The sequence below is a fragment of the Hydrogenophaga sp. genome, assembly GCF_030656115.1.
Taxonomy (GTDB): Bacteria; Pseudomonadota; Gammaproteobacteria; order Burkholderiales; family Burkholderiaceae_C; genus Hydrogenophaga.
The window spans coordinates 40,805-55,330 of the sequence record NZ_JAUSOO010000028.1; the positions used below are offsets into that span (position 1 = coordinate 40,805).

The 14,526-nt window shown below is 64.2% G+C and carries 11 protein-coding genes and 1 tRNA gene; 5 read left to right on the plus strand and 7 right to left on the minus strand.

All coding sequences use genetic code 11. From position 1 onward, the window contains the following. Positions 1 to 191: 191 nt before the first annotated feature. Positions 192 to 281, minus strand: a tRNA-Ser gene (locus tag Q7J58_RS03095). A gap of 122 nt (positions 282 to 403) precedes the next feature. On the opposite strand from Q7J58_RS03095, the gene Q7J58_RS03100 reads away from it, so the two are divergent. Next, on the plus strand, positions 404 to 1,813 hold the full coding sequence (locus Q7J58_RS03100; protein ID WP_304823267.1) for a HAMP domain-containing sensor histidine kinase: 1,410 nt from the start codon (positions 404 to 406) through the stop codon (positions 1,811 to 1,813). A 22-nt stretch (positions 1,814 to 1,835) separates the two neighbouring features. On the opposite strand, the gene Q7J58_RS03105 is transcribed toward Q7J58_RS03100, so the two are convergent. From Q7J58_RS03105 to Q7J58_RS03130, 6 genes are all read right to left on the minus strand, one after another. After that, positions 1,836 to 2,429: a response regulator transcription factor gene (locus Q7J58_RS03105; protein WP_304823270.1), complete on the minus strand. Its 594-nt coding sequence runs from the start codon at positions 2,427 to 2,429 to the stop codon at positions 1,836 to 1,838. 169 nt (positions 2,430 to 2,598) lie between these two features. Further along, on the minus strand, positions 2,599 to 3,894 hold the full coding sequence (locus tag Q7J58_RS03110) for a tryptophan--tRNA ligase (protein WP_304823273.1): 1,296 nt from the start codon (positions 3,892 to 3,894) through the stop codon (positions 2,599 to 2,601). A gap of 12 nt (positions 3,895 to 3,906) precedes the next feature. After that, positions 3,907 to 4,575: a site-2 protease family protein gene (locus tag Q7J58_RS03115; protein ID WP_304823276.1), complete on the minus strand. Its 669-nt coding sequence runs from the start codon at positions 4,573 to 4,575 to the stop codon at positions 3,907 to 3,909. 106 nt (positions 4,576 to 4,681) lie between these two features. Then, positions 4,682 to 5,317, minus strand: coding sequence for an L-threonylcarbamoyladenylate synthase (locus tag Q7J58_RS03120; protein ID WP_304823279.1), 636 nt, complete (start codon positions 5,315 to 5,317; stop codon positions 4,682 to 4,684). Positions 5,318 to 5,417: 100 nt separating this feature from the next. Then, on the minus strand, positions 5,418 to 6,272 hold the full coding sequence (locus Q7J58_RS03125) for a 3',5'-nucleoside bisphosphate phosphatase (protein ID WP_304823282.1): 855 nt from the start codon (positions 6,270 to 6,272) through the stop codon (positions 5,418 to 5,420). Positions 6,273 to 6,380: 108 nt separating this feature from the next. Beyond that, positions 6,381 to 9,359 carry a phosphoenolpyruvate carboxylase gene (locus Q7J58_RS03130; protein ID WP_336623468.1) on the minus strand — a complete coding sequence of 993 codons (2,979 nt, stop codon included), beginning with the start codon at positions 9,357 to 9,359 and terminating at the stop codon, positions 6,381 to 6,383. Positions 9,360 to 9,562: 203 nt separating this feature from the next. On the opposite strand from Q7J58_RS03130, the gene hemC reads away from it, so the two are divergent. The 4 genes from hemC to Q7J58_RS03150 are packed head-to-tail and all read left to right on the plus strand — an operon-like array spanning position 9,563 to position 13,988. Next, on the plus strand, positions 9,563 to 10,537 hold the full coding sequence (gene hemC / locus Q7J58_RS03135; protein WP_304823288.1) for a hydroxymethylbilane synthase: 975 nt from the start codon (positions 9,563 to 9,565) through the stop codon (positions 10,535 to 10,537). A 3-nt stretch (positions 10,538 to 10,540) separates the two neighbouring features. Continuing rightward, on the plus strand, positions 10,541 to 11,431 hold the full coding sequence (locus tag Q7J58_RS03140; protein ID WP_304823291.1) for a uroporphyrinogen-III synthase: 891 nt from the start codon (positions 10,541 to 10,543) through the stop codon (positions 11,429 to 11,431). Next, positions 11,428 to 12,669 (plus strand): uroporphyrinogen-III C-methyltransferase, encoded by a 1,242-nt coding sequence (locus Q7J58_RS03145; RefSeq protein WP_304823294.1) that lies wholly within the window; start codon positions 11,428 to 11,430, stop codon positions 12,667 to 12,669. Before Q7J58_RS03140 ends, Q7J58_RS03145 begins: the two co-directional genes overlap by 4 nt. Before the next feature lie 23 nt (positions 12,670 to 12,692). Next, positions 12,693 to 13,988: a heme biosynthesis HemY N-terminal domain-containing protein gene (locus Q7J58_RS03150; RefSeq protein WP_304823297.1), complete on the plus strand. Its 1,296-nt coding sequence runs from the start codon at positions 12,693 to 12,695 to the stop codon at positions 13,986 to 13,988. Positions 13,989 to 14,526: the final 538 nt, after the last annotated feature.

Sequence of the window (14,526 nt, forward strand, 5' to 3'; positions counted from 1 at the left end):
TGGCTCTGAGAGGCTGAGACGGTGGGCGCTTGGTATGACGCGCGGTGAGATCCGACGTCAGATGTGCAGGCCCGGCTACAGGCACAACTTCGGAGCTTGTAAACCGGTCGGGCAAGGCGTATCCGAGACGCGGGTGGGTGTGGGGGACACAAAAGAAAAACGGGCCGAAAGGCCCGTTTTTTCTGGTGTTCTGGCGGAGAGGGAGGGATTCGAACCCTCGGTGATATTGCTACCACGCCTGATTTCGAGTCAGGTACATTCGACCACTCTGCCACCTCTCCGGGGTGTGATTCAGGTCAGAAGCCGCGTAGTCTACCAGACTTGCAGGGCCTGAATTTTGCGAATGCCTGTGTTTCGTGACCTCAACATGCTTGTCGATACCCAACCTGCGACCCATCAACACGTGCCAGCGTCCCCCGAGGCCCGCCGCCAATGGGTGGATTCGAAGCTGATTGATCTGTTGATGGCCAACGCCATGTCTTCGTTGATCTCGGCGGCGCTGGCGTTGCCCGTCATGCTCTACCTGATGGCGGGCGAGGTGCACACGCTGGCCTTGGTCGTGTGGACCTCGTTGTTGCTGGCCTTGCTGGCTTACCGCTACCGCATGATCGTGACCTACCGGTTGCGCTACGACAGCACCGAAGGCACCACGCGCATGGACTTCATCCGCCGCTATGGGTGGTCCTGGTCTGCGATTGGCGTGTTGTGGGGCGTCTCCATTGGGCTGACTTTTTTGCAAGCCAGCGTGCCGACCCAGTTGGTTTGCGGTTTGGTGGTGCTGGGCCATGGCTTGTTGTCGCTGACGGCGCTCAGTGCCTACCTGCCTGTGTTTCGCTGCTACACCCATGCCTTGGTGGTTTCGGTGTTGCTGGGGTTGACCGTGCCCATGCTGCTGGGCGTCGTGCCGGTCATGGGTTTGAAGTATGTGATCCCGCTGATTTTTTTGCTGTTGATTTTTTGGTGGTGGTTGCACACAGCGGGGCAGCGTTTGCACCAGGTCCAACGCGCCAGCCTGGAGTTGCAGTTTTTCAATCAGGAGCTGATTGACTCGCTGACGCAGCAAACCCGCGCCTCTTTGCGCGCGGTGGCCACCAAAAACCGTTTTTTGGCATCGGCCGCCCACGACCTGCGCCAACCGGTGCACGCCCTGAGTTTGTATGCCGATTGGTTGGCCACCGAGCCCGAAATGGCGCCCGATATTGCACCGCGCATTCTGCAGTCCACGCGCGCCATCAACGAGCTGTTTGACTCGTTGTTCGACCTGACACGCATTGACGCCGGGAACTACAAGCTGCGCTTGCAGCATGTGGATGTGCAGCAGCTGTTTGCGGACGTGGTGTTGCAGTTTCAGCCGGTGGCGGCGGGCAAGTCGCTCAAGCTGCGCACCCATGCCCGCCCGACCACCCTGTGGGCCGATCCCGTGGTGTTGCGGCGCATTCTGGGCAATCTGGTGTCCAACGCCTTGCGCCATACCCACCAAGGCGGTGTGTTGCTGGGGCTTCGCCACCGCTCAGACATGCTGGTGTTTGAGGTGTGGGACACGGGTGTGGGCATTGCCCGAGAGCACCAGCAAGCGATTTTCCAAGAGTTTTTTCGGGTCTCGCAGCACCAGGGCACCGAAGACAGTCTGGGGCTTGGGCTGACCATTGTGTCCAAACTGGCCACCCTGATGGGCTACCAGTTGGCGCTGCATTCGGTCGCCAACCGGGGCAGTGTTTTCCGGGTGATGTTGCCGGCTTACACACAGACCGGCAAGGAGGCTGCCGAAAACAGCCGCGGTGTGCTGGATCCCGCTGCCATGGGTGTGCGTTGAGCGCCTGCGATGGCGCCAATGCCTACAGGTCCAGCAGACCCGCAGAACGGGCCAGGTGGCTGGCCTGCGATCGGCTCTTGACGTTGAGCCGACGAAACAGCCGCCACAGGTGGACCTTGACGGTGTGTTCGCTGATCTGCAGCTGTTCTGCAATGTCCCGGTTGCTCAAACCCCGGTCGAGCATGCCCAGCAGTTGCTTTTGGCGTTTGGAGAGTTTGTTGGGGATGGTGGGCGCGTTTTCGTCTTCTACCTCGTCGGCCAGGAACTCGCGCAGCACTTTGGCAATCTGGGCCGGTCCCGTCGATTTTTCGACGTAGGCATCGGCGCCGGCTTCGCGGGCCAGGTCTCCGTAGTCGCAGGCCGGCGATGCCGACAGCACGATCAACGAGGTGTCGGGCAGCATCTGACGCACTTCGCGTACACCCGAAACGCCGTGGGTATCGGGCAATTTCAGATCGAGGCACACCAGTTCGGGTTCGCCGTGTTCGGCAATGGCTTTGCTGACGGCGGCCAGCCGTTCCAGTTCGATCACCTGGGTGGATGAACGCAGTCTGCGCAACAGCATCACAACGGCTTCGCGCATCAGTGGGTGGTCATCAATGACAAAAATACTCATGACAGGCGGTGTTGTGTTCAAGGGTTTCAAGGGGCGCAGCATATCGACAAGGGTGGGGTTTGGCGATGGTGCCTTGCGTTCACACAGATGAACGGTGGTCGGGCCGGGGGTGCCGTGGCCCGTTGTGCGGTGCTGGCTGCACCCGCCAGACGGCATCCGTCTGGAAAGTTCAGTTCGCGGCCTCGCTGAAGTGGCTCAGGGCCTGGGCCACGGCTTCGGTGTCGGCTTCCAGGCGCAGTTGGCTTGGGTATTCAGCCAAGGCATTCGGCCCATTTTTCTTCAGCCGTGCCATGGTCTGCGCGGCTTCTTTGGGTGAGGAAAAACCGGTGCTTTGCAACAGCAACTGGCCTTTGGCGTCCATGAGTTTGAAGTAGAACAGACCATCGGCTTCGCGGTACTGTTTGAAGCTGGGTGCGGCGAGTTTGACCGTTTTGGAGGTTTTGTGGGTATCGGCCAGGCTGTCCAAGGGGCGCAAGCCCACGGCATGGCGCAGACGGGCGGTGAACGGGGTGGCGACCGCGCGGGCTTTTTCGGCACCCATGCGCAAGGTTTTTTCGATTTGAGCGGGGTTCTGAATCAGTTCATCGTAGACCGTGCGCATGGGGGCAATTTCGGCATCGAGGCGTTCAAACAGCACCTGTTTGGCCTCACCCCAGGCGATGCCGCTGGCGTAAGCCTGGGCCAGGGCGGCGGTTTCTTCGGCTGTGGCAAAGGCCTGGTACAGCTGGAACAGGGCCGAGCCCTCGGTGTCTTTGGGTTCGCCGGGTGCTCGGGAGTCGGTGACGATGCCCATGATGAGCTTCTTCAGCTGTTCGCGTGGCGCAAACAGCGGAATGGTGTTGTCGTAGCTTTTGCTCATCTTGCGGCCATCCAGCCCCGGCAAGGTGGCCACATGGTCCTCAATGGCGGCCTCGGGCAGGGTGAAGTGCTCGCCGTACAGGTGGTTGAAGCTGGACGCCATGTCGCGTGCCATCTCGATGTGTTGGATCTGGTCGCGGCCCACGGGCACCTGGTGGGCGTTGAACATCAAAATGTCGGCGGCCATCAGCACCGGGTACATGAACAGGCCGGCGGTCACGCCGGCGTCGGGTTCTTCGCCGGCGGCGGTGTTTTTGTCCACCGAGGCTTTGTAGGCGTGGGCGCGGTTGAGCACGCCTTTGCCGGTGACGCAGGTCAGCAACCAGGTCAGTTCGGGAATTTCTGGGATGTCGGACTGGCGGTAGAAGGTGACCTGCTCCGGGTCCAGGCCGCAGGCCAGCCAAGTGGCGGCAATCTCCAGCGTGGAGCGCTGCACCCGGGCGGGGTCGCCCACTTTGATGAGAGCGTGGTAGTCGGCCAGAAAGTAAAAGCTTTCCACCTCAGACAGGCGGCTGGCGCGCACCGTGGGACGCACGGCACCCACGTAGTTGCCCAGATGGGGGGTGCCGGAGGTGGTGATGCCGGTGAGGACGCGCAGGGTTTTCATGAACGGGGGCGGTTAGAGGATCAACATGCGCAGGGGCGTGAGCAGCAGTTCAATGGCGCTGCTGGTGAACGACATGAGCGGGCGCAGCCAGAGGTTGCCCACCACGCCGGAGATCACAAGCGCCATGACGATGAAAAACCCCCAGGGCTCTACACGCGACACGAGTTCGGCTTGTTTCCAGGGCAGCAGGCCCACCAGAATGCGGCCGCCGTCCAGCGGGGGCAGAGGGAACAGGTTGAAGGCGAACATCACCAGATTCACCAGGATACCGGCCCGGCACATCTGCAAAAAGAAGCGCTCTTCGATGCCGATGGCCACCAGCACATAGAGCAGCACGGTCCAGAGGACCGCTTGGACGAGGTTGGCGCCTGGCCCGGCCAGCGCGACCCACACCATGTCTTTTTTGGGGTTGCGCAGACGGCTGAAATTGACGGGCACCGGCTTGGCGTAGCCAAACAGGAACGCACCCGAGGTGGCAAAGTACAGCAGCAGCGGCATGGCGATGGTGCCGATCGGGTCGATGTGTTTGACCGGATTCAGGGTGATGCGCCCCAGCAGGTAGGCGGTGTTGTCGCCGTAGTGGCGTGCCGCGTAGCCATGCGCTGCCTCGTGCACCGTGATGGCAAACAGCACGGGAATGGCGTAGATGGCAATGGTTTGAACGATCTGGGCGAAATCCATGGCGGCGGTGATGGGGCAAACCGTTATTGTCCCAGATGGCGCTGTGTGCCGTGCAGGCCGGGTGCTTGTCCCGACCTTTTTGTGCGTGCCCGGCAGGGCACGGTGTTCACATGCCCAGCCGGGCCAGCGAGCCTTGCCCCTGGCGCACCAGTTCGGGCTCACCGCCGGTGCCCATGGGGGCGAGGTCGATCACGGTGGTGGGCTCCAGGGCGCAGGCGCCCGCGTCGATCACGCCGGCCAGCTCGTGTTGGAAGCGTTCGCGAATGGCTTGCGCGTCGTTCAGCGGGTCGGTTTCGCCCGGTGGAATCAGTGTGGTGGCCAGCAGCGGTGCGTTGTGCAGGTCGAGCAGCGCCAGCAAGGTGGGGTGGCTGGGCACACGCAGGCCAATGGTCTTGCGCGAGGGGTGGCTCAGGCGCCGGGGCACCTCTTTGCTGGCTTCGAGGATGAAGGTGTAAGGCCCGGGTGTGGCCTGTTTGAGCAGGCGGTACTGTCGGTTATCCACCCGGGCGTAGCTGGCGAGTTCACTCAGGTCGCGGCACAGCAGCGTGAGGTGGTGTTTGTCGTCCACCTGGCGGATGCGGCGCATCCGGTCGGCGGCGGCTTTGTCGTCCAGGTGGCACACCAGCGCGTAGCTGGAGTCGGTGGGCACCGCCAGCACGCCACCGCGCGCCAGCAGTTGCACCGCTTGCTTGAGCAACCGGGGTTGGGGGTTGTCGGGATGAACGTCGAAAAACTGTGACATGCGGGTATTGTGCGACGGACCGGGCCAGCCCGATGGACCCGCAACCACCCATGCAACGGCGCTGGTGTGTGGCCGTGTGCAACGGGTCGCGCTCAGCCGCTCACTGGATACGCGATTGCAGCAGCGCCCACACCGGCGTGACGCTGCCCGGGAGGTCGGGCAGTTTGCCCAGGTCGGTGTGGCTTTCTTCGGGGCTGTGAAAGTCGCTGCCGCGCGAGGCGGCAAGGCCAAATTCTTGGCAGTATTCGGCGTATTTCACGTAGTCGGCCGGACCGTGCGCGCCGGTGACCACTTCAACGCCTTGACCGCCGTGCGCCTTGAATTCGGTGAACAAGGCATATTCTTCATTGGTCGTGAATTTGTAGCGCCCGGGGTGCGCAATCACCGCCAGGCCGCCGGAGCCGGTGATCCAGCCCACGGCGTCGCCCAGCGTGGCCCAGCGGTGTGGCACAAAGCCGGGTTTGCCGTCGTTGATGTATTTGCGGAACACCTCGTTGGTGTCGCGGCAAACACCGGCTTCCACCAGGTAGCGTGCAAAGTGGGTGCGCGAAATGAGTTCGGGGTTGTCCACGTATTTCAGGGCGCCCTCAAACACACCGGGAATGCCCACGCGCGCCAGGTCGTCGCTCATGGCGCGGGCACGCTGCTCGCGTCCGCCGCGCGTGGCGTGCAGCCCCTGCACCAGCGCGGGGTGGGTGGTGTCCATGCCCAGGCCCACGATGTGCACCGTGACACCGGCAAACGTGACGGAAATTTCGGTGCCCGTGAGGTAGGGCAGACCCACCGCCCGGGCGGCCTCCATGGCGCGTGCCTGGCCGCCAATTTCGTCGTGGTCGGTCAGGGCCCACAGTTGCACGCCGTTGGCTTTGGCGCGCTGCGCCAGCGCCTCGGGCGTGAGCGTGCCGTCGGACACGGTGGAATGGCAGTGGAGGTCGGCGTTGAGTAGGTGGGTCACGGTGTCATTTTAGGTTTGACTGAAAACCCTTACAGATACAACCCGTAGCCGGAGCTTCCAGCTCCGGTTTTCCTGGAGCTGGAAGCTCCGGCTACTTGCACCGGCCACTTAGCCCGTGTTGCGTAACCCCGCCGCAATGCCGTTGATGGAAATGTGAATACCCCGGCGCACTTTCTCGTCGCGGTCGGCCTGGTTTTCCCCGGCGCGGTAGCGGCGTACCAGCTCCACTTGCAGGTGGTGCAGCGGGTCGATGTAGGGGAAGCGGTGGCGAATGGAGCGCTGCAGCGCCGTGTTGTTCACCAGGCGCTGCGCTTCGCCGGTGATGAGTGCCAGGGCTTCGGAGGTGCGGTGCCATTCGGCTTCGATGGCGCTGAACACCTGGGTGCGCAGTTTTTTGTCCTGCACCAGTTCGGCGTAGCGCGAGGCCAATGCGAGGTCGCTCTTGGCCAGCACCATGTCCATGTTGGACAGCAAGGTGCTGAAGAAGGGCCACTGTTTCACCATCTTCTGCAGCAGAGCGGTTTGCTTGGCCACGCCGGCTTCGCCGTCGCGGTTCAAAAACGCGTGCACCGCCGAGCCAAAACCATACCAGCCGGGCAAGGTCAGGCGGCACTGGCCCCAGCTGAAGCCCCACGGAATGGCGCGCAGGTCTTCAATTTTTTGCGTGGCCTTGCGCGAGGCCGGGCGCGAGCCGATGTTGAGCTCGGCGATTTCGCGGATGGGGGTGGAGGCAAAGAAGTATTCGGCGAAGCGCGGGGTGTCGTACACCAGTGCCCTGTAAGAGGCCATGCTGTGCTCGGACAGTGCGTTGGCCGCCGCCAGAAACGCCGCTGGCGGGTTGCGCGTGGGCTGCAGCAGCGTGGCTTCCAGGGTGGCGGCCACCAGGGTTTCGAGGTTGCGTCGGCCAATTTCGGGGTTGGCGTATTTGGAGCCGATCACCTCGCCCTGTTCGGTCAGGCGGATCTGGCCGCGCACCGTGCCGGGCGGCTGGGCCAGGATGGCCTGGTAGCTGGGGCCACCACCCCGGCCCACGGTGCCGCCCCGGCCGTGGAACATGCGCAACTGGATATGGCCCCCACGCTCCCCCGCTGCGCGAGGTCCGCTGCCCCCCGGGGGGGTTGTTTCGCCTTGGGGCGGCCCGGCGGCGAAGCTGGGAGCCCCCACGCTCCCCACTGCGTGTGGTTCGCTGCCCCCCGGGGGGGTTGTTTCGCCTTGGGGCGGCCCGGCGGCGAAACGGTGGCCTTCACTGGCCTCGGCTTCTGCGTTCAGTGTGTCGAACAGTTCCACCAGCGCAATCTCGGCGCGGTACAGCTCCCAGTTGCTGGTGAAGATGCCACCGTCTTTGTTGCTGTCGGAGTAGCCGAGCATGATGTCTTGCTCGCTGTAGCCCGTGGCGTGCCCGCGCTGCACCATGGCGCGCACGCCGGGCAGGGCGTAGTAGTCGCGCATGATGGGCGCGGCGTTGCGCAGGTCTTCAATGGTTTCAAACAGCGGCACCACGATCAGGTCGCAGGTGGCGTCTTCTTGCAGCAGGCCGTGCACCAGGCCGGTTTCTTTTTGCAGCAGCAGCACCTCCAGCAGGTCGCTCACGGTTTCGGTGTGGCTGATGATGGCGTGGCGGATGGCATGCGCGCCAAAGCGCTCGCGTCCGCTGCGGGCGTTGTCAAAGATGGCCAGCTCGTCTTGCGTGTGTGCCGAATAGGCAGCACCGGGCACGCGCAGGGGCCGCGCGTCGTTGAGCTGGCGCAGCAGCACGGCGCGCTTGCCCATTTCGTCCAGCGCGCTGTAGTGGGGCTCAATGCGGGCGGTGGCCAGCAACTCGGCCACCACCTCTTCGTGTTTGTCCGAGCTTTGGCGCAGGTCGATGGTGGCCAGGTGAAAACCAAACACCTCGACCGCACGGATCAACGGATGCAGGCGCGCGCGCGCGAGCGCCGCGCCGTGGTGCGCCACCAGCGAGGCTTCGATGGTGCGCAGGTCCGCCAGCAGCTCGGTCGCGTCGGTGTAGGGATCTTGCGGCGCCACGGCATGGCGGGCCGCTTCGCCGCCGGTGAGGCTGTGCAGTGTGGCGGCCAGGCGGGCGTACATGCCGGTGAGCGCGCGGCGGTAAGGCTCGTCCTGGCGGTGGGCGTTGGTGTCGGGCGAGCGCTCGGCCAGCGCCTGCATGGCCGGGCTCACGCTGGCCAGCATGGCCGAGACCGACAGTTCGGCACCCAGCAGGTGCACCTGGCGCAGGTGGTGGCGCAGCACCATGTCGGCCTGGCTTTGCAGGGCGCGCTCCAGGGTTTGCGCGGTGACGTTGGGGTTGCCGTCGCGGTCGCCACCAATCCATTGGCCCATGCGCAAAAACGTGGCCACGGGTGCTGTGGCAGCACCGGGTTCGATCAGTCCTTCTTCCAGCTCGCGGTAGAGCTTGGGAATTTGCGTCAGGAAAGTGGCTTCGTAATAGCTCAGCGCGTTGTCAATTTCGTCGGCCACGGTGAGCTTGGTGAAGCGCAGCAGGCGGGTTTGCCAGAGTTGGGTAACGCGGGCGCGCAGTTGGGCTTCCAGTTCGGCCTGTTCGCGGGGCAGCGGTTGGGTCTGGGTGTCGAGCTCGACCAGCAGGTGGGCAATGGCGCGCTCGGCGTCCAGAATGCTCTTGCGTTGCACCTCGGTGGGGTGGGCGGTGAGCACCGGTGAGATGTGGCTGTTCGCCAGCGTTTGCAGCACGTCGGTGGGCGCAATGCCGGCCTTTTTCAGGCGCTGCAGCGTCATGGCCAGGCTGCCTTCTTGCACGTCGCCAGCGCGCTCGTGCACCGCGCGGCGGCGGATGTGGTGGCGGTCTTCGGCCAGGTTGGCCAAGTGGCTGAAATAGGTGAAGGCCCGGATGACGCTGACGGTTTGGTCGCCGCTGAGCCCTTTGAGCAGTTTTTTCAGGGCCTTGTCTGCCGACTGGTCGGCGTGCCGGCGAAACGCCACCGAGAGCTGGCGAATCTGCTCGATCAGATCAAATGCCGCCTGGCCTTCCTGCTCACGGATTACGTCCCCCAAAATGCGCCCGAGCAGCCGGATGTCGTCTATGAGCGGCTGTTCTTTGTCGGGGCGCACGGCGGGCTTGGCGGTGCTGCTGCGCGCGCGGGTCCGTGACGGGTTGGTGGACGGGGCGGGGCGGGCAGACGGTCGGCTCATGGCGTGCTCGGGTGGTGCTGGTTTTTCGGGCAGGGGGCATGCTAGCATCCAAAGTTGCTCTTTTTGTTACCAAGCAGGTACGAAAACCCCCCTTTGGCTTTGATCTTTTTTGATCTTTCAACGTGTCACTTTCAAATTCCCTCCCAGCGCTGTCCATCACCATCGCCACCCGCGAAAGCCGTTTGGCGCTTTGGCAGGCCGAACACGTTAAAGCTTTGCTGGAAGCGTTGGGCCACAGCGTTCAGTTGCTTGGCATGACGACCAAGGGCGACCAGATTTTGGACCGCAGCCTGTCCAAGGTGGGGGGCAAAGGCCTGTTCGTGAAAGAGCTGGAAATGGCGCTGGAAGAAGGTCGGGCCGACATCGCGGTCCATTCGCTCAAAGACGTGCCGATGGACCTGCCCGAAGGTTTTGCGCTGGCCTGCGTGATGGAGCGCGAAGACCCGCGCGACGCCTGGGTGTCGCCGGTGTGCGCCACGCTGGTTGAGTTGCCCGCAGGCGCCGTGGTGGGCACGTCCAGTTTGCGCCGCCTGGTGCTGCTGCGCGAGGCGCTGGACGCACTGGGCCGTACCGACGTGCGCATTGAACCCCTGCGCGGCAACCTGGACACCCGGCTGCGCAAGCTCGACGAAGGGCAATACCACGCCATCGTGCTGGCTGCTGCCGGGCTCAAGCGACTGGGGCTGGCCGAGCGCATTCGCCATATTTTTGAACCGGTCGCGTCGCTGCCTGCCGCAGGGCAGGGCGCGCTGGGCATTGAGGTGCGCTCCGACCGCACCGATCTGGTGGCCGCCTTGGCACCGCTGGTGCACCTGCCCACCTGGCACCGCGTGGCGGCTGAGCGCACCGTCTCGCGCGCCATGGGTGGCAGTTGCTCCATGCCGCTGGCAGCCTATGCGCATTGGGATGCGGTCGAAGGCAGCCGCTTGCAGCTTGACGCGGCCTGGGGCGACCCCGAAGGTCGGCTGCGCGTGGTGCGCGTGAGCCAGCAGGCGGTGGTGCAAGACCAGGCGCAGGCCGAAGCCCTGGGCCAACGCGTGGCCGATGCGCTGCGTGCCGCTGGCGCCCAGCCGCCTGTGGCATCGGTAGAGAGCTGAGCCTTGGTCGCAGATCCCGCGGTGCCGCCTGACCGACATTCGCTGGTGCCTCTGAAGCGCGTGATCGTCACGCGGCCCGAACCAGAAGCCGCCACCTGGGTGCATGCGTTGCGGGCAGAAGGCTGGCCGGTGCAGGCGCTGCCCTTGATCACCATTGACGAACCGACTGACGCGGAGGTGCGCGAGCGGCTTGAGCAGGCACGCGCGCATTGGCTCGACGCCGATGCCATCATGTTCGTCAGTGCGGCGGCGGTGCAGCATTTTTTTTCAGAGGCGGTGCAGGCACCGTGTGGGGCCAGCGTTCGCACCCGCTTCTGGGCACCGGGCCCTGGCACGGCGCGTGTGCTGGCGCAAGCCCTGGCTGTGCGCGGGCTCGGCTCGGAGCACATTGACGCACCCGCAGCCGACGCCGCCCAGTTCGACTCCGAGTCCTTGTGGCCGGTGGTGGCTCCCCAGCTGCGACCGGGCCAGCGCACCCTGATCGTGCGCGGCGCTTCGCAGGATGCCGTGGCCCCTTCTTCCCCAGAGCCGTCTGAACGGGTTCTGGCGGGCAACGGGCGCGACTGGCTGATTCAGCAATGCCAAGCCGCAGGCGCTCAGGTGCAAACCTGTGTGGCTTACGAGCGCCGTGCACCTGCCATCACGCCCGACCTGAAAGTTCTGATACAAACCGCAACCGGTGCCGGCAACGTGTGGTTGTTCAGCAGCTCCGAAGCTCTGTCGCACCTGCGCAACAGGGTGTTTCCATCCGATTGGACGCAGGCCAGCGCCTTGGTCACACACCCCCGCATTGCGGTCACGGCCCGATCGCTTGGTTTTGCTCAGGTGGTCGAAACCCGGCCCGCGTTGCCCGACGTGCTGCGCGCTCTAGAATCGAACTGGAGCCGTCCATGAGTCAAACCCCCGCTGATATTCCTCCCAACGCACCGCCGCTTGCCAGCGCAACCGCTGTCGCGCCTTTCGTGGCCGCGCAGCGTTCGGGCACTTGGTTGCTGTTGCTGGGCCTCGTGGTGGCCATGCTGGCACTCATCATGAGCGGCTTGCTGTGGCAAAAACTCAACCAGACCCAGCAGGAACTGGCTCGCCGCAGCCAAGATACCGCCGCCCAATCCTTGGCCGCGCGCACCCTTGCCGGGCAAGCTGAGGCCTTGTCGCAAGAATTGCAGGCCCGTTTGGCGGTGGCCGAGGTGCGGCTCTCGGAAGTGAGTCTGCAACGCAGCCAGCTTGAAGAGTTGATGCTCACGTTGTCCCGTTCCCGCGACGACAACTTGGTGCAAGACTTGGAGGCCGCTTTGCGACTGGCCTTGCAGCAGGCCCAACTCACGGGCAGTGCACAACCGCTGGTGTCGGCCTTGCAGGCAGCCGACCAGCGCATTGCGCGTGCTGCACAGCCCCGGCTGAACCCCGTTCAGCGTGCCATTGCGCGCGATATTGAGCGCATTCAATCGGCCTCGTTGGCCGACATTCCGGCCTTGGCCCTGCGGCTGGATGAACTTGCTCGCCAAGTGGACGAGTGGCCGGTGCTCAATGCTGTAGGGCCGGGCCGTACAAGCAGCGAAACCTTCAAAACACCGGCCGGCGCCAAGCCCGCTGGGGCGGCTGCGGGTGGCGAGGGGACAAAAGCCAGCCACCTGCTGGAGCCAGCGCCCAGCGTCGGCAGCGCGTCTTCCCGTTTGTCTGGCAGTGACGCCGATTCGCAGGCTGTAGCGACTGCACCCGCCGACAGTGGGTTGAGCCAAGGCTGGAACCGTGTGTCTGTCGGTTGGCAGGGTTTGTGGAGCCGAATTTGGGCCGACGTGACCCGCAGCGGGCGCGAATTGGTGCGGGTTAGCCGCATTGATCGCCCCGAGGCGGCCTTGCTGGCGCCCGAGCAGGCCTTTTTCCTGCGCGAAAACCTCAAGCTCAAACTGCTCAATGCCCGTCTGGGTCTGCTGGCACGCCACATGGTTTCCAGTCAGGCCGATGTGGCGGCGGTGGAGGTCGCTCTGGACCGTTACTTTGACACCGCGTCTCCCGCTGTGAGCGGTGCACGGCGGGTGCTGGCGGGCCTGCGCAAAGACTTGGTGGACAACAACCTGCCAAGGCCCGACGAAACCCTGGCCGCGCTGGCGGTGGCGGCGGGAGGTCGCTGATGCGCCATGTGCAGCGTGGCGCCATGCGCAGCGTGTTCTGGTTGCTGGGCTTGGCGACGCTGGCAGTGGCACTGGCGCTGCTGGTGGGGCACAACCCAGCCACGCTGACCCTGTTTTGGCCACCTTACCGGTTCGACGTCTCCTTCAACTTTGTGGTGTTCGCGCTGATCGCCGCGTTTGTGCTGCTGCACCTGGCCTTGCGAGCCATTGCTGCCTTGCGAGAGCTGCCGGCCCAGGCCCAGCGATGGCGTGCGCTGCAGGTGGAGCGTGCTGTCGTGGGGGCCGTGGTGGATGCGTTGTCGCACCAGTTGTCGGGCCGTTTTGTACGGGCCCAATCGGCTGCCCAAAAAGCGCTGGACCAACTGGATTCTTCGTCTTTGGCGCAGTGGCCGCGCCGCGATCAGCTCCAGTTGCTGGCCCATCTCTTGGTGGCGGAAAGCGCCCAGGCGCTGCAAAACCGCGAGCGACGCGACCAGCATCTGCAGGCGGCGTTGGCCACTCAGTTGGCCAAAGGCGCACCCGAAGCGCACGAGGGCGCTTTGTTGCGTGCCGTGCGCTGGGCGGTGGAAGATCGCAACATCCAAGCGGCCCGTAGTCGGTTGGCCGAATTGCCACAGGGCGCAGCCCGCCGCATTCAGACTTTGCGTTTGAAGCTGCGCATTGCGCGGTTGAGTGGCGCCACCGCTGAAGCCCTGGAAACCGCTCGCTTGCTGGCCAAACACCGCGCCTTTACGCCATCGGTTGCAGGCAGCATTGTGAGAGGACTGGCCTTGGATGCTTTGGCGCAGGCGCACGATCTCCAGCAGTTGCAAGCGGTCTGGCACAAGCTGGACGGCACCGAGCGCGTTATGCCCGAGTTGGCATTGGCTGCAGCACAACGTGCCAACGAACTGGTGGCACCGGGTGGCGCTTTCGGTGGTGCCGACGATGCCGATCGTGTGGCCGCGGCAGCGTTGGCTTGCCGCTGGCTGGAGCCACTGTGGCAGACGTTCGGTGCCCTGGACCCCGTACACCAACGCCAATGTGTGCAGGCGCTGGAGCCAGGTTTGCCCGAACTGGATGCCGGTTGGCTGGCTCGGTTGGAGCAGACACAGCAACAGCTGCCCAACAACTCTTACCTGCAATATTTGTCCGGCCAGGCCTGTATGCAGCGCCAGTTGTGGGGCAAAGCCACCCAGTTGCTGGGCCAGGCCAGCCACAGCCTCCAAGAACCTGTTTTGCTGCGCCAAACATGGTGTGCACTCGCCGAGCTGGCACAAGAGCGGGGTGACGAAACCGCCGCACAAGCCGCCTGGAAAAAAGCCGCTCAGATCGGCTGAATGCGGAGCGTCCGAGCCCCCTGGACTCTGGGTTTCAGGGTGTTGTTTATCGGTCCCACCCAGCGCAAACAGCCCATGACGTGGCTGCAGTTCGGTTTTGGGTTTGGGTGCTCGATTCGGTGGGGTCTCAACCTGAGCCGCCAGAGAAGGGATCAAACAAGCAGAACCAATGCTCTTGGGCCGCTGAGAAAAGTCTCGTAACCGTTGGAAATCGATTCCGACAGCACGGAAGTCTGCGCACAACCTGTTAAGACGCAATCCCTTGGGAGGCTAAAAACCGCAATTGCCGGCTTATTGCCCCGCTGGAGGTCTCGATGAACCCAGGCTTTTGTGGACACGACGTGGCGCACCCCTGGGCAGCTCACTCGGGCGAGCCCCACGGCCGGCGGTTTTTTTAGATGTGCGCCCAGCATGGGCGCACTCCTGCGGGTGCAAGTCCCGCCGCAAGTTGACCAAGACGAGCGAAGCGAAGCGCAACCGCATGAGGGCGACCGAGTGTGGGAAGGAAGCGTGGAGCGCAAATCATGAGCCGATGGAC